General features: G+C 43.3%; 24 protein-coding genes. 7 read left to right on the forward strand and 17 right to left on the reverse strand.

Annotated elements, in window-relative coordinates; translation table 11 throughout:
- Positions 1–105 precede the first annotated feature (105 nt).
- From AC6F33_RS05570 to AC6F33_RS05585, 4 genes are all read right to left on the reverse strand, one after another.
- Entirely contained in the window at positions 106–558 is a 453-nt protein-coding gene (locus tag AC6F33_RS05570; protein ID WP_500777958.1) for a PepSY domain-containing protein, read from the reverse strand.
- A 126-nt stretch (positions 559–684) separates the two neighbouring features.
- A complete protein-coding gene (locus tag AC6F33_RS05575; protein WP_500777959.1) occupies positions 685–1,416 on the reverse strand; it encodes a PepSY domain-containing protein in 732 nt (243 codons plus the stop codon).
- On the reverse strand, positions 1,413–2,771 hold the full coding sequence (locus tag AC6F33_RS05580; RefSeq protein ID WP_500777960.1) for a sensor histidine kinase: 1,359 nt from the start codon (positions 2,769–2,771) through the stop codon (positions 1,413–1,415). Before AC6F33_RS05580 ends, AC6F33_RS05575 begins: the two co-directional genes overlap by 4 nt.
- 4 nt (positions 2,772–2,775) lie before the next feature.
- Positions 2,776–3,462, reverse strand: coding sequence for a response regulator transcription factor (locus AC6F33_RS05585; protein ID WP_500777961.1), 687 nt, complete (start codon positions 3,460–3,462; stop codon positions 2,776–2,778).
- Positions 3,463–3,828: 366 nt separating this feature from the next.
- On the opposite strand from AC6F33_RS05585, the gene AC6F33_RS05590 reads away from it, so the two are divergent.
- From AC6F33_RS05590 to AC6F33_RS05610, 5 genes are all read left to right on the forward strand, one after another.
- A complete protein-coding gene (locus AC6F33_RS05590) occupies positions 3,829–4,770 on the forward strand; it encodes an aldo/keto reductase (RefSeq protein ID WP_255746843.1) in 942 nt (313 codons plus the stop codon).
- Between the two features lie 152 nt (positions 4,771–4,922).
- Positions 4,923–5,960, forward strand: a complete 1,038-nt coding sequence (locus AC6F33_RS05595; protein WP_500777962.1) for an N-acetylmuramoyl-L-alanine amidase — start codon at positions 4,923–4,925, stop codon at positions 5,958–5,960.
- 261 nt (positions 5,961–6,221) lie between these two features.
- Positions 6,222–6,674, forward strand: coding sequence for a DUF3290 family protein (locus AC6F33_RS05600; protein WP_255746846.1), 453 nt, complete (start codon positions 6,222–6,224; stop codon positions 6,672–6,674).
- 13 nt (positions 6,675–6,687) lie between these two features.
- A complete protein-coding gene (locus AC6F33_RS05605) occupies positions 6,688–7,356 on the forward strand; it encodes a DUF421 domain-containing protein (RefSeq protein WP_500777963.1) in 669 nt (222 codons plus the stop codon).
- Between the two features lie 157 nt (positions 7,357–7,513).
- On the forward strand, positions 7,514–8,254 hold the full coding sequence (locus AC6F33_RS05610; protein WP_500777964.1) for a YdcF family protein: 741 nt from the start codon (positions 7,514–7,516) through the stop codon (positions 8,252–8,254).
- 201 nt (positions 8,255–8,455) lie between these two features.
- Here AC6F33_RS05610 and AC6F33_RS05615 read toward each other — a convergent pair whose 3' ends face one another.
- The 6 genes from AC6F33_RS05615 to AC6F33_RS05640 form a co-directional block, all read right to left on the reverse strand.
- Complete coding sequence (locus tag AC6F33_RS05615; protein WP_255746849.1) at positions 8,456–8,572, reverse strand: YjcZ family sporulation protein; 117 nt, start codon at positions 8,570–8,572, stop codon at positions 8,456–8,458.
- A 104-nt stretch (positions 8,573–8,676) separates the two neighbouring features.
- Complete coding sequence (locus AC6F33_RS05620) at positions 8,677–9,489, reverse strand: energy-coupling factor transporter transmembrane component T family protein (protein WP_480947550.1); 813 nt, start codon at positions 9,487–9,489, stop codon at positions 8,677–8,679.
- Positions 9,486–10,349 (reverse strand): energy-coupling factor transporter ATPase, encoded by an 864-nt coding sequence (locus AC6F33_RS05625; RefSeq protein WP_255746853.1) that lies wholly within the window; start codon positions 10,347–10,349, stop codon positions 9,486–9,488. The genes AC6F33_RS05620 and AC6F33_RS05625 overlap by 4 nt, the downstream gene beginning before the upstream one ends.
- The gene (locus AC6F33_RS05630) at positions 10,336–11,196 is read right to left on the reverse strand and encodes an energy-coupling factor transporter ATPase (RefSeq protein ID WP_255746855.1); all 861 of its coding nucleotides are present in this window, start codon (positions 11,194–11,196) and stop codon (positions 10,336–10,338) included. Before AC6F33_RS05630 ends, AC6F33_RS05625 begins: the two co-directional genes overlap by 14 nt.
- A gap of 87 nt (positions 11,197–11,283) precedes the next feature.
- Positions 11,284–11,859, reverse strand: a complete 576-nt coding sequence (locus AC6F33_RS05635) for an ECF transporter S component (protein WP_255746856.1) — start codon at positions 11,857–11,859, stop codon at positions 11,284–11,286.
- 115 nt (positions 11,860–11,974) lie between these two features.
- On the reverse strand, positions 11,975–12,487 hold the full coding sequence (locus AC6F33_RS05640) for a GNAT family N-acetyltransferase (protein ID WP_500777965.1): 513 nt from the start codon (positions 12,485–12,487) through the stop codon (positions 11,975–11,977).
- Between the two features lie 141 nt (positions 12,488–12,628).
- Here AC6F33_RS05640 and AC6F33_RS05645 point away from each other — a divergent pair, with 141 nt between their 5' ends.
- Entirely contained in the window at positions 12,629–12,898 is a 270-nt protein-coding gene (locus AC6F33_RS05645) for a glutaredoxin family protein (RefSeq protein WP_255746858.1), read from the forward strand.
- A gap of 252 nt (positions 12,899–13,150) precedes the next feature.
- Positions 13,151–13,810 (forward strand): VTT domain-containing protein, encoded by a 660-nt coding sequence (locus tag AC6F33_RS05650; RefSeq protein ID WP_255746859.1) that lies wholly within the window; start codon positions 13,151–13,153, stop codon positions 13,808–13,810.
- A gap of 278 nt (positions 13,811–14,088) precedes the next feature.
- On the opposite strand, the gene AC6F33_RS05655 is transcribed toward AC6F33_RS05650, so the two are convergent.
- From AC6F33_RS05655 to larA, 7 genes are all read right to left on the reverse strand, one after another.
- On the reverse strand, positions 14,089–15,522 hold the full coding sequence (locus AC6F33_RS05655; RefSeq protein WP_255749378.1) for a transposase: 1,434 nt from the start codon (positions 15,520–15,522) through the stop codon (positions 14,089–14,091).
- A gap of 112 nt (positions 15,523–15,634) precedes the next feature.
- Positions 15,635–16,675, reverse strand: coding sequence for a HoxN/HupN/NixA family nickel/cobalt transporter (locus AC6F33_RS05660; protein WP_500777966.1), 1,041 nt, complete (start codon positions 16,673–16,675; stop codon positions 15,635–15,637).
- 50 nt (positions 16,676–16,725) lie between these two features.
- Positions 16,726–17,454, reverse strand: a complete 729-nt coding sequence (locus AC6F33_RS05665) for an MIP/aquaporin family protein (protein ID WP_255746861.1) — start codon at positions 17,452–17,454, stop codon at positions 16,726–16,728.
- 78 nt (positions 17,455–17,532) lie between these two features.
- Positions 17,533–18,744 carry a nickel pincer cofactor biosynthesis protein LarC gene (gene larC, locus AC6F33_RS05670; protein ID WP_500777967.1) on the reverse strand — a complete coding sequence of 404 codons (1,212 nt, stop codon included), beginning with the start codon at positions 18,742–18,744 and terminating at the stop codon, positions 17,533–17,535.
- Positions 18,741–19,511: a nickel pincer cofactor biosynthesis protein LarB gene (gene larB / locus AC6F33_RS05675; RefSeq protein WP_500777968.1), complete on the reverse strand. Its 771-nt coding sequence runs from the start codon at positions 19,509–19,511 to the stop codon at positions 18,741–18,743. The genes larC and larB overlap by 4 nt, the downstream gene beginning before the upstream one ends.
- Entirely contained in the window at positions 19,504–20,358 is an 855-nt protein-coding gene (gene larE, locus AC6F33_RS05680) for an ATP-dependent sacrificial sulfur transferase LarE (RefSeq protein ID WP_500777969.1), read from the reverse strand. Before larE ends, larB begins: the two co-directional genes overlap by 8 nt.
- A gap of 54 nt (positions 20,359–20,412) precedes the next feature.
- Entirely contained in the window at positions 20,413–21,687 is a 1,275-nt protein-coding gene (gene larA, locus AC6F33_RS05685) for a nickel-dependent lactate racemase (protein ID WP_500777970.1), read from the reverse strand.

Here is a 21,687-nt window from a genome sequence, read left to right on the forward strand (position 1 = left end):
CTTCCTTACCATGGAAGTGTTCATCCATTAATTTCAAAAAAAAGCCAGCCTAATTTAGCTGGTTCATAGGACATACTTATTCGATTCGGTCACCTATCGAGTGAATTAGTCCTCATCATCTTCGTCGTCAAAATCATCATGATCGTCATCGTAATCATCATCATCTTGATCAACGGTTATTTTTCCGGTATTGGCATCGACAATGACATCCCTTGACTGGTCCTGGTTGATTACGATTTCAATGTCATAGTGGATTTGTCCGTCATCCACATCGCGGTCCATTTCAGTGGCAGTGCCGGAGTAAGCTTTTTCGGCAATATTGATGGCTTCTGAAGCTGAGATATTTGTCGGTGTCAACCCTCCGGAAGTTTGACTGGATGCGCTGCTTGATTGAGTTTGCTCGTTCGGCTGGTTCTCTTCTGCTGCCTCAGGCTGTTCGACTGTAACCGTAGCTTCGTCTGCCGAAGCCTGATTGGGTGATCCGGCAATCATTCCATAGGCGGTTCCTATTAAAACAATGGCACCGACAATGGCTGCAATGGAAAGAATTCGTTTCATATGAAAATCTCCTCCTAAAATAGATGATCTTTTGTTTACCTATTTATCTTATCCAGGGGAGATTAAGCTAAAAAAAGTGTCAGATTAAAATTTGATGAGAACGTGGAAAGAAAGGCTAAGATACTTTTATTCATCTTCATCAGGCTCATCCTCATCCTCTTCATCTTCGTCCTCGTTCTCAGAATCCCAGCTTACCGTCGCTTTTCCGCTGTACGCATTCACGTATACTTCGGCTGTGTCCTGCTTTGTTTTAATGGTCACTTTGTATTCATACTGATCCTCATTTTCTTCTAATTCTGAATGAACAATTTCTCCGTCAACCTGCTTAAGAGCGATAGAACGCGCTTCCTGTTCACTGATCACTGTTTCTAAACCGTCTTTGCTTGGCTGCTGAGTGTTCAGCACTGAACCATTAGCGGCATCAATAATGGTATGCACAGTTCCGCTTGCCGTCTGAATGGCTACAGAATACGCAGCTTTACCATTTTCAGAAACCTTTTCAATGGATTGAACGTTTCCGGGAACCTGCTTTACGGCAATCGTTTTCGCATCCTCTTCAGAAATAGTATAGCGGTCAGATGACGACGGTGCTTTAATGATCGATAGCTGAACAATTTTACCTGATTCGGCATCCATAATGACGCGGTAGCGGCCATTGTTTCTATCGAGTGTGATGACATAGCGTTTCTCCTCAAGAACTGCTGAGCTTACCTTTCCACCTAATTGATGCACGGCCAATGTTCTGATTTTATTTTTTGGGAGCAGCTGCTCGCGTTGAAGGAATTGGATGAGTGCAACGGTCAGCAGAATAAGTGCGATCATTGAAAAAAGGAGCAGCATCTTTTTTCGACGATTCATTGGCTCACCTCCAATGAAATGGGGAGTACGACCGTGACAACGGTACCCATGTGTTCAATGCTTTTCAGTTTAATTTCACCGTGATGTGCAGCGACGATTTGCCTGGCGATCGCTAATCCGAGCCCTGATCCGCCAGTTTCTCGGCTTCGTGCCTTGTCGACGCGAAAAAAGCGATGAAATACCTTTTCCTGTTCCTTTTCAGGAATACCGATGCCTCGATCCTCAAAATCAATGCAAGCAGTTTGTTTGTCCCGTCGCACATGGACCTTAATCTCTTTTTGACTGTATTTAAGTGCATTATCGAGTAAGATAATTACTAATTGCTTGATTTTTGATGCATCCATATTGAAGATGGTTTGCGGCAAGTCGGATTCAACGGTGATTTTTCGTCCATATGCTTTCTCTAACTTATGTGCCGTACTTCGACACAATTCTACGAGATCTTCACGTTTCATCACAAGTTTTTCCTCGCCACGTGCGAGAAGAAGCATCTGGCGCGTCAGTTCCTTCATACGTAAGGATTCGGAGTGAATGGCTTCGATCGATTCATCAAGCACGTCTTCTTTTTCCTTGCCCCAGCGCTTTAAAAGCTGCACATAGCTTTCAATGACGGTAAGCGGCGTTTTCAGTTCGTGAGACGCATCGGAGACAAATTGCTGCTGTTTATCAAAGTTCTCCTGAAGCTGGTCAATCATGGTGTTGAACGTGCGTGCCATTTGGTGAAGTTCATCCTTCGAGTCATGCTTCAGTTCGATCTTTTGAAAATGATTGCTCTGCTGAATCCTTTTCATAGTATGAATCATGGCAACGATCGGGTTCAAGATCAGACGGCTCAAAAGCTTCGCTGCGAAAAAAGTTGGAATCACGATCAAAAGTGAAGCGAGAACAAGAATTACTTTAAGCAGGTTCAGTGTTTGATAGACCGTATCATTTGCTTGAATTATTTGAAGATTGACAATGGTTCCGTCTCGCCAAATCATAGGTACTGTGACAAATGCATGAAGCTGATTGTTAATATCAATCATTTGCTCCAGTTCCCCTTGATAAAAATGATTTTCGTACCGGCGAAAGCGCGCGTCTGTTGCTGCGGCCAGCTTCGTTTTTCCACGCTGATCAATGATGCGGATCATACCTTCGGCCGGCAAATAACCGCGAATCATATGCTCTGGACTGACTTGAGTCGCATTTTCTGCATTTAATGCCGCCATCATCGTCGATGCCTGCTGAGAGGTACGATGAAGCTCGTTATTGAGAGTCATTTGTTTGAAAAACAGATAGACGGCACTGTTGGTCAGAAGAAGCAGGGCTACAAGCAGCGCGGTAGACAGAAGCTGAATTCGGGTCTGCAGTTTCATTGGTTTACTCCTTTAAGACATAACCCACACCTCGTACGGTACGGATTAACGGATGGGCGAAGGGGGCATCGACCTTTTTTCGCAGGTAACGAATGTAGACGTCGACGACGTTCGTATCACCATAGTAATCATATCCCCAAACCGTTGAAAGTATCTGTTCGCGCGTGAGCACATGTTTTTGATTCTGCATCAGAAACAGGAGCAGATCAAATTCACGAGCGGTAAGCTGTATGGTCTGCTTGTCGCGCTTAACCTCCCGGGACCCGGTTTGAAGCGACAAATCAAGAATCTGTAGTTTTTGGTTTTCTTGAATGTCTTCCGAATGTCGTGAGTTTCGCAGACAAGCGCGGATTCTCGCCAGAAGTTCTTCAATTTCAAACGGCTTTGTGATGTAGTCATTTGCCCCTTGATCGAGACCGCTGACCTTGTCAATCACAGAGTCACGGGCCGTGACCATAATAATCGGGGTAGAACTGCCGGCGGAGCGAATCCGACGCAATACTTCCATTCCGTTCAGTTGCGGGATCATCACATCGAGCAAAATAAGATCCCATTTTTCAGATTGTGCCTTGTCCAGTGCTTGATGCCCGGTCGCGGCCTTATCAACGATATATCCTTCATGTTCGAGTTCAAGCTCAATGACACGAGCGATTTTTTGCTCATCTTCGACAACTAAAATCTTTTCACTCATTGATACAATCCTTTCTTTGGATGTAGGTTGCCAAATATTTGGAAGCCTGCAGTCTGTGCCAAGTATCGTCATGAAGCTTTTTGTACACGAATGTTTGTATACCATTATCTCATTTCTGGATGAAAGACAGCTGAAAAAAGCATTAAAAAATGATGAGAAACAAACAACAATGATCGATTGGCTTCGCTTCTTATTACTTATACCCAATCGAAACAGCATTAAGTAGACAACTGTTTACAATTGTTTTCTATGCTCTGCATGCAGGACGAACAGATTTCGTACTTTTGAGTTGACAGGCATAACTTTTGACAACGCTGTCACTTCTTTTTTACGATAAAAGTAATCTGTAGGAAAGCTGGCGATCTGATGGAAAAGATTCAAATTGGACGGACAGAATTAACAGTTAATCCGCTCGGACTGGGAACAAATAAAATTGGTGGATACAATCTTTTTCCGAATCTTAATGATGAAACAGGCAAAAAAGTTGTTCAGACTGCGATTGATCAGGGCATTGAGATGATTGACACAGCTTTTATGTACGGGCTTGGGCATTCAGAAGAGCTGATCGGCGAGGTGCTGCAGAAAAATGATCGGCATAAGGTTATTGTAGCTACCAAAGGTGCACAGCAAGTGGCACCCGATGGCTCCGTCACTTTGAATAATACTCCGGAATTCTTGACTAAATCTGTGGATGAGAGTCTGAAACGGCTGCAAACGGACTATTTGGATATTTTTTATATTCATTTTCCGGATCAGGATACACCGAAAGCAGAAGCGGTCGGCGCATTGCAACGATTAAGAGAAGCGGGAAAGCTTCGAGCAATCGGTGTTTCCAATTTCAACTTGGATCAGGTTAAAGAAGCCGATGCAGATGGTTATGTCGATCTTGTGGAAAATCAATACAACTTGCTGCAACAAGATGCTGTCAAGGAATTGGTTCCCTATTTGAATGAGCAGCACATCTCTTTTGTGCCTTATGAACCTTTTGCTGCCGCATTGCTGACCGGTCGCTATTCTCCGGAAAATCTGCCGCACTTCGAGGAGGGAGATCATCGCTTGAACATTGATCTCTACAAACCGGATCAATTGAAAGCAAATGTTACAAAGGTTGAAAAATTGAAACCAATTGCATCAAAATATGATGCGACCGTGGCTCAGCTCGTTCTTGCATGGTACTTAAAGAATCCGGTGATTGGGCCGGTTATTCCTGGCGCGAGAACTCCTGAACAGCTGCTGGCAAACCTGCAAAGCGAAAGTCTCCAGTTGAGTGATTCTGACTATACGGCCATTGAACAAATTTTTGCATAACATTATGAAACAGCCGCTTGTGAGGCTTTCATCTCATGAACGGCTGTTTTTTTGTTCACCAGGCAAACGTGCTTTTTTCTATATACTAGTGATCTGTCTTTTTCAAAAAAAGATGGACGGACATAAGAATATAGAAAAGGAGCTGTCGAAACATGGCAAAATACAGTATTCATGCCGGACATAATACATTTGTACCCGGTGCGCATGGATATATTAAGGAAGAAGTCGTGGATCGTAAAATTAAAGATGCAGTCATCACATATCTGAGGGCTGACGGTCAAACCGTTTATGATGATACAGACAACGAGGGCAAAACGCAAAATGAAAATTTGTCTGCAATCGTGCAGCATGTGAATGCCCATACCGGTCTCGCTTTAGCCGTATCCATTCATTTGAATGCCGGTGGTGGAACCGGAATAGAGGTTTATCAGTATGACAGTAAAACCGATGCAGCGGCCACACGCGTTTTAAATAATATTTGCGCGGTAACCGGACTGAGAAGCCGTGGCATTAAGAAAAATACAAGCCTTTATGTGCTTAGGAATACCAAATCGCCGGCAATTCTCGTTGAGTGCGGGTTTGTGGATACAAAAACGGATGCAGAGATTGTTTCATCTAAAACCGATGCAATCGGAAAAGCAATTGCTGAAGGAATTGTTAATAAGACGATCACTGCAGACAATTCAGCGAATCAATCAGCAAAACCTGCATCTGCGACACAGACTGCGTCATCTAAGAAAAGCCCATTATTACAAAATAAATCAACGGGTTCTGCTGTCAAGGAACTGCAGCAGGAATTGATTAAAGCCGGTTATTCTATAGGCAAAGCGGGAGCTGACGGTATTTTCGGAACGGCTACTGAACGAGCGGTTCGTACTCTGCAAAGCGATTATAAAATTGCGGTCGATGGTGTTGTCGGACCAGATACTCGGGCGGCATTGTCAAAAGCGGTGAGTCAGAAAGCGAAGGCGACAGGATCAACAGGAACGTCGGTAGTGACTTATCCTGGAACAGCGATCAAACGAGGCAGTCAAGGAAAAAATGTGGAACGGATTCAACGTGCGTTGTCACTGACTGTTGACGGTATCTTTGGTACGAAGACGGAGTCAGCTGTTAAGGCATATCAAAAACGTCACGGGTTGACGGTGGATGGCATCGTTGGTCCGAAGACATGGAACGTGCTGTTTTAATTTAGAAACAAATCTGGGGCATGCACAAATGCATGCTTTTTTTGCGCTTGCATTCCTTTATGCGACCATGTGCTCATGAATTTCGCGGTTTCGCTTTAACGGGCACGATTGTGTCGTTCATACTTCGATGCCAATCTTTACTGTCCCATCATGACACTGAACCAAAACGTTTTTTGTACAAGTCGATTAGATTTCATCTGTTCCGTTATAATGAAAAGAGAATTTGATTGTATTCTTCTATAACATAAAGGGATGATATTCTTGAATTTTTACAGCTACCACTACATAGAAAGTCAGACGGACACAGCTGTTTATGTGCAAATTGCCTTTATGGCAGCAATTTTTCTTGCCCTGCTCTTCTTGATATTAAGATTCAGAATAAAGCGTATGCCTTATAAGTATAAAGAGATCAGTGTTCTCCTTCTTGTACTCTTAATCCTGCTTGGCGGCATCCAAGTCAATGATTGGGTAAATAAGGAGCATACACAGTCTGAATACCGCGGAGTACTGAACGAAATGAAACAGCTGGCAAAAGACCTGGACGTTCCTGTAAATCAGATTTATACCAATCATATGACTCCTGAAGAGATTATGTTATACAAAGTGGGCAAAAACTTTTTTCGATTAGAGCATAACGAGGATGATCCGGCTCATTATGTGCTGGAGCAAATTCATGTTCTAAATGGTACGGCTATTAAAATGGTCGATAAATAAAGGAGGAAAAGACATGTTTTCATACATGGATGTAGCAGTAAAGCTTGTCATCGGATTCATATGCTTGATTATTTTCATAAATATGTCGGGTAAAGGAAACTTAGCTCCGATGTCGGCAGCGGATCAAATTCAAAATTATGTATTAGGCGGGATTATCGGTGGTGTGATTTATAATCCCGATATCACGATATTGCAATTTTTGATTGTACTTCTGATTTGGTCCGGACTGATTATCACAACACGGATTCTCAAATCGAAAAACAGCGAGGTACGTAAGTGGATTGACGGAGATCCAATCATCGTTATAAATAAGGGCAAGATGATCCCGGAAAATTTTAAAAAAGCAAATCTGTCTGTCTCTGATTTTTCAACAATGCTGCGTATGCAAGATGTTTACACCATACAGGAAGTACGAAGGGCTCAAGTGGAGCAAAACGGTCATTTAACGGTTTTAAAAAAAGATAGCGACCGGCTTGGGATTATCCTTGTTGCAGAAGGATCGATTGATTATGATATGCTGGATTTGCTGGAAAAAGATGAACAGTGGCTTAAAGACCTGCTTCTGGAACAGGGGATTGACTCTGTTGATGATGTCTTTTGTGCAGAGTACTACAAAGGAACAATCAGCGTTTTCACCGACGATATGAAGAAAACAACGCGCAATATAGCAGCCGAGAGCTGAATACAAAGGGAATCCAATGCGGGTGAGACGTACTCATCAAGTAAACGATTAAATTAAGGCTTCGTTCAATTTTTTCAGTATGCTCTTTTTTCAAGAAGTTATCATCAATTACTATAGAGAAGAATGAATCCAGATTATCTGATCGGAGAGGTGAAGCATGGAGTATGTCATTAAATTTATTTACGGTTTTTTGCTGCCGCCAGGTTTATTTGTAACATTGCTTGCTGCATTTAGTTTTCAATTGTTTCGAAAAAAGCGAAAATCTGCATATCTCACAGGCGGTTTAACGCTCTTTATGTATCTTTCCTTTATTCCGCTAACCGGGATCCTGCTTGTGCATCCTCTTGAAGAACGTTATCATCCGCCGACTGTGCCAGGGGGAGATGTGATTGTCATGCTAGGAGGCGGGGCAACGCTCGACACCCCCGACATGAATGGAAGCGGGCAGCTTTCCGGAAACGCAGCGAATCGGCTGCTTACTACATACAGACTGTACAGGCAAACAAAACTGCCGATTATTTTATCAGGAGGGAAGGTTTATCCGGATAGTGGGGTTGAAGCGGAGATCGGCAAACGACAGCTGATTGCGCTTGGTGTGCCGAAGGACAAGATCATCGTGGAAAAGAAAAGCATCACGACGAAAACGAATGCCAAGAAGACGAAACAATTGCTTGAACGTTTTCATTTTCGCAGACCTATTTTAGTTACCTCTGCTTTCCATATGCCGCGCGCCGTTTTGATTTTTAATAAGCAGGGCATGCACGTCACAGCTTACCCGACTGATTACTTGGAAAGCAGAAAGGTTTTCCTGTATCCCGGGCAGTTTGTTCCATCTAACGGCGGTGTTGCGTTCACGGCATTGAAGGAATACGTGGGGATCCTTGCTTCACTTTTTTGAAGACATGAAATGCAGATGTGCAGCGAACGGCGTATGAAGATATCTGAAGTTGGGCTGTTTGATACATACATTCTGATTGTGATTGTGCAAAAAAAGAACGTCCACAGTACGGACGCTCTTTTTCAGGAGGCTATGCATTTAACTAGAGACTGCGGCATCAACAGGTGCCGGATGGATGAGTCGCTTCAGAACTCAAACGGATCAGTAACAGAATGCAGCACCAACGATAACTAACAAAATGAACAGTACAACGAGCAAAGCAAAGCCGTTGCCGATTCCGCTACCGCAGCTGGCACCGCCTTTATCTGGACAGCCCATGAAAACACCCCCTCATCAATCGGATACTGCATTATATGTATGCAGTTCCGGTTTTGGGAGGGCGAATGTACCAATTATCGATTTCAATGTCCTATCACGAATGCTTAGAAGAATGACGGAAAAAACAGATTGAAAGCGATGGAGAGGCCAAAAGCAGCACAAAAAAAGACAATCGCTTGAACGTCCAATCGAGACAGCCTGAGTACATTCATCTTTGTTCGTCCGTTCCCGCCTTGATAACAGCGACATTCAATTGCATTAGTCAATTCGAATGCACGTCTGAAGGAGGACATGAACAAAGGGAGTATGATTGGAAAATAGGCATGGATTTTTTTTATCAGGTTTCCGTTGCTGAAATCAGCACCGCGTGCTTTTTGAGCATCAATAATTCGATCAAATTCTTCCGCGATCGTCGGCAGAAAACGGAGCGTGATCGATAGAGTCATTGAAAGCTCATTAACCGGAAAATGGAATCGTTTAAGCGGAGCTAGAAGCTGTTCAAGCCCTGCAGCGAGCGCGTTCAGCGAGGTTGTGTATGTAATCAGAGAGCATCCGGCAATGAGCGCGGTTAAGCGGACAAGTAATGTAAACCCCACAAATAAACCTTTGTCGGTAATCCGAATAAATGAATAGTGAAATACAGGATCACCGTCGACGTAGAAAATATTAATCAAAGCCGTGAAGACAATGACTGGAATCATTGGTCGTACGGCTCGAAACACTTTCCTTGCCGGTACATGAGAACAGGTAATCAGAAATCCGAGCACGAAAATAAGAAAGCATAGGCTCAGCGCACTTCTGGATATGAAAACTTGAATAATAAAAACAAAGGTTAGGACAATTTTTGTCCGCGGATCAAGTCGGTGCAAGAGTGAGTGGCCGGGAAGAAATTGGCCAACAGTAATATCGCGCGTCATTCATGATCCTTCCTTTCAAATAGTCTCAAAAGCTCATGCTCCGCTTGATCCATCGTAACAGCAGAGGTGTCGACAGAGTATCCCTTCGCTTTCAAACCAAGCAGAACTTTAGTCATTTGCGGGACGTCAAGACCGAGCTGCATCAGTTCATCTGCATGAGCAAAAACTGAGGGCACCGATCCTTCAAAAGCGGTCTTTCCTTTATCAAGGACAAGCACTCGCTGCACATGTTCAGCAATATCTTCCATACTATGAGAAACCATAATAATGGCCGTATTTGTTTTCCGACGATACTGTTCTATGTGTTTAAGCAGGTTGCGGCGTCCTTCAGGGTCCAGCCCGGCCGTCGGTTCATCCAGCACTAGCACCGCCGGTTTCATCGCCATGACGCCGGCAATTGCGACACGCCGCATCTCTCCGCCCGACATTCGAAACGGATTTCGATCCAAATACGAATCGTCTAGACCGACAAAATGCAGAGCTTCAAGAACGCGCTGATTGATCGTTTCTTGATCAAGCCCCATATTCTTTGGTCCGTATGCAATATCTTGAGCGACAGTATCTTCAAAGATTTGAGTTTCCGGATATTGAAAGACAAGTCCGATCTGAAAACGAACGGAGCGAATTTGTCTTGGATTTTTCCAAATATCCTCGTTGTTTACGAGGACTTGTCCGGAATCGGGGCGGAGTAATCCGTTAAAGTGACGAATTAACGTTGATTTTCCAGAACCGGTATGACCAATGATGCCAATAAAATCACCACGGTCAACAGATAAAGAAATGTTTTGGAGCGCCTGCTTCTCAAATGGAGTGCCGGCGCCATAACGGAAACTGATTGTCCTAAGCTCAATAATGGCCATAACGTTCCTCCAAAGCAGCAGCCAAGGCGTCCACGCATTGGTCGATTTGAACCATTCGTTTGGGAATAAGGATGCCATGCTGTCGCATGCGATGGGTTAATTCGGTAATTTGCGGGACATCCAGCTTCAGCTTCTTTAAGAGTTCGATTTGCTCGAATGTATTTTCAGGCGTATCATCCGATGCAATTTGTCCCTGATCCATCAGAATCACTCGTTTCGCTCGTGCAGCTTCCTCCATGTGATGTGTGATCAGCACAATTGTGATACCCAATTCACGATTAAGTCGGCAAATGGTCTTCATCACATCGGAGCGGCCTTTTGGATCCAGCATTGATGTCGGTTCGTCAAGGACAATGCACTGTGGTCGCATCGCAAGAATTCCTGCGATTGCAACGCGCTGTTTCTGACCTCCTGATAATTTAAAAGGGGTATGCCTTTTGTAATCAAGCATATCAACAGCATCAAGTGCCCAATTTACGCGACTGCGAATTTCTGAAGGCGCTATACCAAGATTCTCCGGCGCAAAGGCTACATCTTCTTCAACAATTGTTGAAATTAATTGATTATCGGGATTTTGGAATACCATTCCGATCGTTTTTCTGATCTCGAATTGGTTTTTCTCGTCATTTGTATCCCTGCCGTTTACAAGTACCGTACCATCTGAAGGCGTCAGCAATGCGTTGAAATGCTTGGCAAGCGTTGATTTTCCGCATCCGTTTGATCCGAGAATAGCAATGAATTCTCCGTTTCGAATAGTCAAATCAATCCCGTTTAATATCCATTCGTTTTGGGATTGATGATGTAAATATTGAAAATGAAGGTTCTTCGTTTCAATCAGAGCGCTCATGTGAACTCTCCCTAAATGTAAGAATAGGTGCAGATATAAAAAAGTTCGGACCAATTAACTGTCCGAACTTAATCATACACGGTTTAATTAAATTTTGGAAACTCCTTTGTTTGAGTCGAAAACCGACAATCCTTTCTTTAATGGGAAATAGAGAGCGGTAACGATAATCACGGTTGAGACTGCATTAATCGCCGTTGCCGGCAGACTAGTAAATGCAGCAACCACTGAGGGTCCAAATGCACTTCCGAGAAGCAGTTTTTCAATCAAGCCGTGCAGGAACTCAAGTACAATTTTTGATGCACCTGCAACCAGCGCGAGAACGAAGATATTCACTGGTTTGTCAACATGCTTCAGAAGGCGGAAGGCAAAGCTTACGATGCCTGCGACTAGAAAAGCGAGGATGACGGTTACCGGTGCTGTTGACGCATAGCCGCTGAGCAGATCGAAAAGTCCGAGACCGATTGCGCCTGCAAGACCGCCGCGAAATCCTCCGAGAAGCAGGACGGCGAGTACGAGAAGCGAATTTCCGAAATGAATGAATGGTGCACCGACTGCTGCCGGAAGCGGGATTCTCAGAGCAGAGATGCCAAGGTACGTTACTGCGGCAAACAGTGCGACGAGTACAATGTCACGAACACCAAATGATTTCTTTTGATTGCTCATTGTTCGATTCTCCTTTAAAATAATGATGAATAATTTTATTAGGCCCATAAAACCCACTGATCTACAGGGGATTAAGAATGATTTTACTATTTGCCTCATGAACTGTCAATAGAATTCAGCAAATGGTTAACGAAGCTGTGGAAAGCCGATATGAATGACCGAAATGCGTTTTTTTATATGCGGAGAAACCACATTTTTGGAATGCACGCCTTGATCCGATATTATCGTCATAGATGTCTTCTACATAGAGTTCCTTCATTCCATGTTTCACTGCTCTCATTATTAATGTGCGGATGACCTGACTTCCGATTCCTTTGCCGCGATACACTGGATCGCCAATGACGATTGGCAGATCATGAGGACATAGTGTAACGTCCCCTATGGCATGAAACAATCCGTTTTCTGCACATTCAATGTAGTATAATTCGCCATGCTGCTCAAGGTAATCATACATCCGTTTTAAACGTTCTTTATCAAATGGTACGGCTTTGTTTCTGCAGACAAGCCGTAATGTTTCTTCATCTTGGTACCAAGATGAAGCTTGGGGGACGATCGTGTCGAATTTGCGGAGACGGAGATCAGGTGAGATACTGAGCATTTCCGGTTGATCTACATCAAACAGATTCATCTAAAAATCCCTCCATTATTAATGCTGTGCCTTAAGTATACATCAATTTTTCTTATATGCGATCAGTTCAATGGTCAGGAAACAGGTTGCATGACAGAATCAGTGATCATTGGTTACAATAGAAAAAAGGGAGTGAACATAATGGCTGCAAAAAAAGTATTGATGATAACAAAAAAAGTATGTCCATATTGTGATCGGGCAAAGATGGTGCTGAACCATGCGCTCGACGGAAAATACAATGATCAAATTGAAATGTTCGTGCGTGAAGATGATGAAGAACGGTTTGCGCAGCTGAAAGAAAAGTATCAATTTATGACTGTTCCGACATTCATCGATAAGAAAACCGGAAAAACGTTGAGTGATTCACAAGAACAAACGATCACGGCCTTCATGAAAGAAGCAATCGGCTGATTTTGTTTGGATACCCGAGATTCTAATCTCGGGCTTTTTTTGTTCAATGAGCCCAAAAAAGTGATGAACAACATAATCTTTTAACACAGGTTTTGTTAAGAAATTTTTAAGAGTCATTGATTAGTATTGTGAGAATGAAAATTGGGGTTTTCTAATGACAGAAAATAAGTTACGATGAAAGTTAGGTTCAAGCTTTGCCGACAGACATTTTTTATTTTTGTTTGAAACAGAAAAATCTAAGGAGACGTGTTGATGAATTCTGTATCGTGGTTTATTGATGTCTTTCTGCATATTGATCAATTTCTTACCCAAATTGTGAATCAATATGGTGCATGGACGTATGCAATCTTATTTATTGTAATTTTCATTGAAACGGGGCTGGTCATTTGTCCGTTTCTTCCGGGTGACTCGCTGCTGTTTGCTGCCGGCGCAATCGCTGCCCACAGCGGCACAGAACTCAACATTTGGCTGCTCGTGATTTTAATTGCTATTGCTGCGGTACTTGGCGATACCATTAATTATTGGATTGGTCGTGAGATTGGCCAATCGCTGGAAAGTCATAATCGTTTTCACAAACTGATCAATAGAGAAAAAATGGAGAAAGCGCAGCACTTTTTCAATAAATATGGAGGCTTTGCTGTATTTCTCGGCCGCTTTGCACCATTCATCCGCACGTTTATCCCGTTCATTGCAGGAGCAAGCCGCATGCATTACCCATTTTTTCTTTTATACAATATATTAGGCGGTGTCGTTTGGACATTGGCTGGCCTAATGGCCGGTTTCTTCTTCGGACAAATCCCGTTCATTAAGGACAATTTCTCTTTAATGATGCTGTTGATCGTATTTGTGTCGCTCTTGCCAATGCTGCTTGTCATGATTAAAAATATGTTCAAGGGAAAACGTTTTGATTAATTGTTTTGTTGATTTTTCGAATCATTAGCACCGATTTATTTGCATGCTTGAATTTAATTTCAGCTATTTAAAGCATTACGCCCCTACTTAAAAGATGAGTCTTTTGAGTAGGGGTGTATGTTTGTTTTGTCTAAAATGAATTACCGGATACACAATGGTATGTACGATAAAGAAATGTATTGTATTTTTTTTAGTTTGGTACAAAAATACTCGTCAGTATAGGCAAAGCAATTTGTTTCTGACTATTGTCTTACTCGACAGTCAAAAGTTCTAAGCTGCTAAGAAATTCGTAATTCGTCCTGTACTTCAGGTGTTTCCTGCTTTTCTCGAATTATTTGCGTTATGGTTAAACGTGGGTTTCGGGCAAACAGGCAAAAAATCGAACGGCGCAAATAGACCATAACGGTCGCTTCAGAGACAATACCTTTCGATGGCGTGCGCAAATAACGAAAAAACAGTTGTGGCACTCTCTTTGAGTAGCGTAAGGCCACCATCTGAAGAAGTCCCAGCGCGATACAACTGCACATCATGTATCCTTCCATGGCGTTCACCGCTTGTAGGATTTGTTTCCGGGCGTTCCGGTCGACCACCTGATCCACCGGCTGAGATTCATCCTTTTTAAGGTAACGTTTCAGTTTCGGCATGGATCGACTCCAAAAATGATACGTGAAGGCTCCCAACGACTGTTTCATTGTCCGAAAGGTGGTTTCGATGGTAAAACGCCGAGCATAGAGACGTATGATCGCTTCGGGAGACAAGGTCAGATCCGTGCTTACCAGAATGTCCTGCCGCCCGCACATCTTAACCAGTACAAAGCGCAGTTCGTGATACATCCCCGTACCCCAAAGCAGATCCCGACAGAGATACGACACGGGTTCTTCTTTACCATACAACGGAAGTGTGACCGCCTGAAACGCGTCGCTTCGGGAAGCAAACAGGGTGTTCAGCTTGACCTTCGCCCCTTTCTTTCTTGGCCGCCCCCTTCGCCCCGTTTGAACGGGATACTCATAGGCCGCTGCGGAAGCTTTGGCTCGGGTTACCAGATCCAGTTTCACCGTCCCTTCCTGATTCCGCAGATCGAGTCGTTGAAGCGCCGGCACCGATAAAAAATAACGATCAAGGAGAAACAGCGCATGCCCCAGAACTTTAGCTGCGGCATAGCCTTGATCGATCATCTGAACCACATGCGAATCGTCACACGCTTTGTGACCGTCCTCCCAGCTAAAGATGCTTTTGACCCCGTCTTGAAGGTTAAGGAATAAAGGTAGGCAAAGGACTTTGCCTGTGGTTCCCATCAGGACGCCGACGGCGCCCCAGAGATGACCAAAGATGAAAGCAGATTTGGACACATCCTCGGACTCTTGATAAAGCTTCTTTACGCCCGGCATGTGTCGCGCTTCTTTCGCCTGTTTGACCCCATCGCCAACGAGAATCACGGCTTCTCCTTCACGCTTAAGTGGCGCAAACTGGAGCACAATGTGCAGCCATTTCTGACGTAAATCATCCAGTGACCAAGCAGAGGAGCGAAAAAAATGAATCATCGATTCATAACCTCTAGGATTGAGGGTCAAGTCACGAATCACGGAAGTGACCCCAAGAGAATCGGAGCGAATCATCAAACCGGTAATGATCACAACAAACCATTTGAATGCGGCGAATCTATGGAAACAAGAACGGAATAACAGAAGTATAGAATCGATAAATTTTAACATGGCACTAGTCAATCGCGAAGGAACAGGATAAACTAGAAGAACGATAACCCTTGGCGATTTTTCCTCTCTATTTGTGGTGAATTAGAGGATACCATAAAATCCCATTTAAGGGTTATCCTTTTGTTTTATTTACACAGAACTTTTCACTCTCCAGTTGTCTTAGTATTGCTTTATCTTTCCGCCAAAGGATAAATGCGATCAACCATGATGTGAGTAGTAACGAAACAAGTAAATAGCCGATTGAATTCAAAGTTAACGAACGTATCAAATGCCAAAACCAACCCTTCCATTGAAAAAGGCTGGAGAATGTTTGCCCCAATTCTATAAAGCCTATAGACACGGCTGCAAAGACAGACAAACTTGTAATGATTAAATTATAAATAATCTTTCTAGCGGGATTCAGTAGCGCCATTTTGTAGGCACGTGACATCATGACAGAATCCAGCGTATCGACAATAATCATGCCTGACGCAAATAATAAAGGGATTGAAAGAATTGCCGGAACTGAAAAGAATCCCTTTGTCATTTCAGCTGATATAGCAAGTACAGCAACCTCAGTAGTTGTATCAAAGCCCAATCCAAACAAAAAGCCTATTGGATAAATGTGGTAACTACGGTTTACAAAATGAAAGAGACGATGGAAAACCCGAGTTAAAAATCCATAGGGTGCGTCTGTCATTTCTTCATTGACCATATTTGTGTCTCTTTTTCTAAATGCTCTAATTAAATTTGAGAGCGTCATTAAATTTAATGTAGCAATCAAAAGTAGAAACACCCCTGAAATAAATGGACCGAAAAAGCCGCCAATTTGACTGATGATACCAAATTGTTTTTGAGACCAGTGAACAAACAGGCTCATAAGTAAGGACATAATGATGACCACGGTTGAATGACCGAACGAAAAGAAAAAACCGACCCCGGAAGAATTCTGTTTCTGCTCAACGAGTTTGCGTACGGTATTGTCGATCGCTGCAATATGATCCGCATCAAATGCATGACGCAAGCCAAGTAGATAGGCAATGAAACCTGCTCCCATCATTGCCGGATGAAAGCCTGATACAATGAAGAAAAGAACGAAACTCATTACATTGAATAGAATACATGTCATAATGTAAACGACACTGTGCCGATGAATTTGAATAGTTGGTTTCATTGGAAAAGCCTCATTTCATGACAAAAAATAGAACATAGTATAGATGGAAATTAATAGACTCCTTTAAAAAGTAGAACAGCACAGATAGCAGCAATGATCGGCGAAACGACAGGAATCCATGAATAGTTCCAATCAGAAGTACCTTTCTGCCGCAAGGGGAAAAGGGCATGTACAATACGCGGCCCGAGATCACGTGCTGGATTTAGTCCAGGACCGGTTGGACCTCCAAGTGATGCAACAAGTGCCCATACAAGGAACCCTACCCCAAGTTGAGCGACTCCTGCTTCGTGAATCAATGCAGGTGAATGACTGATCAGCATCGCGCCAAAAACAAGAATAAATGTACCAAGGAATTCATTAATAAAGCCATCCCAATGGCTTCCTGATGCTGAAATTGTTGAGCAAGTTCCTAAGATTGCTTGAAAATTATCCGTTTGATCATAAAAGGGTTTATAAGCAAAAATTAATAAGATCTGTCCGAGCATTGCCCCGATCATTTGGGCAACAATATAGGGAAGCACGTCGGACCATGGTAAAAGTCCTCCGACAGCTGTTCCCAATGTGATTGCCGGATTAATCTGGCAGCCGCTGATCGGGCCGAACATCATGACGGGAATCATGACACCGAAACCGTAACCAACGGCAATAATCATCCAACCGTTGTGATAGCCTTTGGTCCCTTTTAATTCAACGTTTGCAACGGCACCATTTCCTAAAATGATCATAATTGCAGTGCCGATGAGTTCACTAATACAGCGAACGGCTAATGAGTAAGTCATCTTGTTATCTTTCCTTCCGTTGCAATATTCTTTAAGTTTTATTTGCACGAGTCAATTTTTGGACATCGTGCTCATGGTTTAACTTTTCTGTAATTGAAGAATGCTTTGCCTGGCTGCATCATAAATAGCAGACAGTGGAACCTGTTTTTCTTCAGCAAGATAAGCGCAATCATCAAATTCCGGTGCCCATTTCTCAACGGCATTTCGAGTGGCATGTTTGACATGAATTTGGCCATAGGGTGTTGATAACCGAATAAATTCTCGCTGCATCTTATAGCGCGGACAATGAGAAACGCGCACGCCAAGGGTAGTCGTTTCCTTGAAAATAATTTCTGAGAATTTTTCTTCATCTTCAGGTTTCGCAAGTACAGAGAGTTTAAATGCCGGCCGGTTTTTTTTCATATATATTGGTGTATAATAGACGTCCAAAGCCCCTTTACACAGTAAGTGGTTCATCGCGTAGCCAAGCATTTCACCTGTTTGGTTATCAATATTTGCTTCAAGTAGAACGACTTCATCCTGTGTATTTTTCTCTGCTCTTAATTGTTCACCGAGGATACCCCGCAGAGCATTTATTTGACCTGTATCTCGTTTGCCTGTTCCGTATCCGATTCGTTGAATATCCATCACAGGAATGGTTCCAAAATTGCTGGCGATGGTTTTAATAATGGCCATTCCGGTCGGTGTGATCAGTTCAGTTGCCACATTGTCTTGAATATAGGGAATCGTTCGGTTGCTTGACGCGAGCATTTGCGCTACGGCAGGAACCGGAACGGGCAATTGACCATGGGCGCAGGTAATGAAACCATGACCATCGTGCAGTGGCGAGGCATAAGTCTTCTTAATACCCAGTTTTTCTAAACCGATAAATGTGCCGACTATGTCAATAATACTGTCGACTGCGCCAACCTCATGGAAATGCACGTCATCAATTGATTTGCCGTGAACGTGGGCTTCTGCTTGAGCAACTTCTTCAAACACACGTACTGACATCGTCTTGACCCATTTGGATAGAGAACTTTCATTGATGATTTCACAGCAGTCTGACAAATTACGATGATGAGCATGGTGATGCTTCATATCATGGGCATCATGAGCAAGTACGACATCTACATCACTGCCGCAAATGGCTCCTGTTCGTTTTTTTGAATAGTGAATCGTGTAGTCGCTCATATTCATTTTTTTTAATTCTTCGGTCAGATAGGTTTCTTCAAGTCCTAAGTCAATGAACATGCCCAAAAGCATATCTCCGCTGATTCCGGAGAAACAGTCTAAGTATAAAACCTTCATGATTGACACCCATTCTTTATTTCTTTTATAATCAAGTTGGCGCTATATGCGGCACCAAAACCATTATCGATATTGACAACGCTCACGCCGCTGGAACAACTGTTCAGCATGGACAGCAGGGCAGCAAGACCGTTGAAACTGGAACCGTATCCGACACTTGTTGGAACGGCAATGACCGGATGGTCAACCAAACCTCCGACGACGCTGGCTAATGCACCTTCCATACCTGCGATGACGATAATGACATCCGCTTTTCTGATTTTATCGAGCTGAGCGAATAACCGATGAATGCCGGCAACTCCGACGTCATAGATACGTTCTACCGAGTTGCCGAATGCTTCAGCAGTTATTGCTGCTTCTTCAGCCACCCCGATGTCCGAAGTCCCGGCGGTGACAACGGCAAGATAATGCGTGTTTGACGTGTTTGTTTTCGACGGATGAATGACGATGCAGCGCGCCTCAGGGTAATATACGGCTTCAGGAACAACTTCCAATACTCCTTGATAGTCTTGTTCCGAAGCGCGTGTTGCAAGAACGGTGTTTCCTGTTCGGGCAAGCACATCGGCAATCTTCTGTGTTTGTTTCACTGTTTTTCCTTCACAATAGATGACCTCAGGAAATCCGTTGCGAAGCTTGCGATGATGGTCAATTTTGGCAAAGCCGAGATCTTCGAACGGTAATGTTTTTAAATGTCCGGCTGCTTCGTCAAGATCCATGGTTCCGTCTTTAACTTGAGACAACAAGGCTCTTAAGTTGTCTTCATACATGACTACTCATTCTCACTTTGATTTTTGTTTTATTATCTAAGGTTTCATTTAAACTGCCTCGTCGATAACCTTGCAGGTCGAGTGTTGTATAAGCAAATCCAATTTTGCGAAACTGTTCGGCCACGTGGTCCATCACTTCGGTATTAAAGAAGATCTGGCGTTCCTCCGGTGCAACTTCAATTCTTGCAATATTTCCGTGATGATAACGCACACGCAGATTACAAATATTCATTTCTTTCAAAACCCGTTCCGCTGCGCTGATTTTCTTTAATTTTTCCTCAGTAATGTGTTCTCCATATTGAACACGTGAAGCAAGACATGCGCTGGCCGGCTTGTTCCATGTCGGCAAATGATACATCTTTGAGAAGAAGCGGATATCCTCTTTTGTCATACCCGCTTCCTTGAGCGGACTGACGACACCGATCTCTTTTAGTGCACGCATGCCGGGTCGAAAATCACCTTTGTCGTCAAGATTAATTCCGGCGGCCAGCCAATGGATGCCTTGTTTTTGCGCTTCTTTGGACATACTGCTGAATTCCATCGCCTTGCAGTAATAGCAGCGATTTGCTGAGTTGTGCCGAAAGTCAGCTCTTTCAAGTTGATTCATCTGAATAATTTTGTAATTGACAGTATTGTTTTTTAGAAACGATTTAACATCTTTTAAATCGTCTTCGGTGACTGTCGGTGATTGAATGGTTAGTGCCAAGGCACCATCCTGCAATTCTTCTTGAGCTACTTTTAATAAAAAGGTACTGTCGACACCGCCGGAGAATGCAATCGCTATTTTCTTGTATCCGTGCAGCAGTGTTTTCAATTTATCTAGTTTAGAAGCTTGCGAGGGCAGCATAAGTTCAGCTCCTTTAATGGATCAATGAATGTCCGTTTCTGAAACATCCACCGTTTATTTCACAATAACCCCAAGACCATCTGGTATAACGGTTACTTTCGCATCTTTTCCCTTAAGAGCAAATGCTTTTTTCATTGCTTCGTCCAGAGTAAGGGCAAGTTCCATATGCATCGACGTAATCAGGTTCGGATCAACGAGATCAGATACAATAATAACATGGTGTCTGGAGAGAATTCGTGCTAAAATTTGCGAAGTCCATTGATCTGGAACGGTTTCCTGACGAGCCGTATGCGTGGCTTTTTCAAGAAATTCTGCCGGATCATCGACATCTGCGATATTGTGATAGAATCCTTCACCGCCATGTCCGTCAGCACAGCCCGCAACCATAATAATGATTCCGCCTTCGTTGTTTGTAGCTTCTGCTGCGGTCATTCCTTTGACTGCTTGGTAAATATTCTGATCGAGAGGATAGCCGCCATTTGTGACTACGGCAATATCACTTGGAATCTTTTTCACTTCGGCCATCTGTTCAACGAACTGACAGCCCGTTTTGTGTGCTTCTTCCAGATCCCCAGCGAAGCTTTTGATCACCTGTTTATTCTCATTTAGAACGACGTTAAGAATGAATTTTAGACCAGCCGTTCTTGCCGCATAGAGCATATCCTTATGAATCGGATTATGATGAAGATTGCCTGTACGCGCCTTGTCTGAATCAATGAATTCACCGCAGTGGTTGGCCATGATCGTTTTGTACGATGCAATGCCGGGAAGCACCGACTTGCGTCCGCCGGAGAATCCTGCAAAGAAATGCGATTCAATGAAACCTTCAGCAATCAGTAAATCAGCTTCGATTGCTGCTTTGTTCACGATACAAGGGCCGCCGGAAGGAAGGGTACCAATTTTAATCATTGATTCGTCATCGGTGGACACGTGCATCATGATTTGTTCTTCCGCAACAATACGTTCTCCATATTTATTGACAAGTTCTTCGTGAGTGGAAGGCCGATGAAATCCGGTTGCAACAAGTATTTTGATCTCTGCGTGCGGTTCAACTGAACGGATGCGGCGCAAAAGGATTGGCATTGTAATTCTTGATGGAACTGGTCGCGTGTGATCAGAGCTGATCACAACAATCTTTTTCTTGCCTTTTACCAAATTTTCCAGTTTTGGAGAACCAATCGGATGATCAAGTGAAGCTTCAACAATTTCTGATTCTGATTGATTGCCTTGATTTTTTTCGGTATCTGATTTGAGAATGCCGGCTAAATGATTTTCATCAATTGATAAATTGAGTTGTTTTTTGTCATAAGGTAATTTTATCGTTGGCAT

Source organism: Sporolactobacillus sp. BBK16-2, assembly GCF_059878335.1.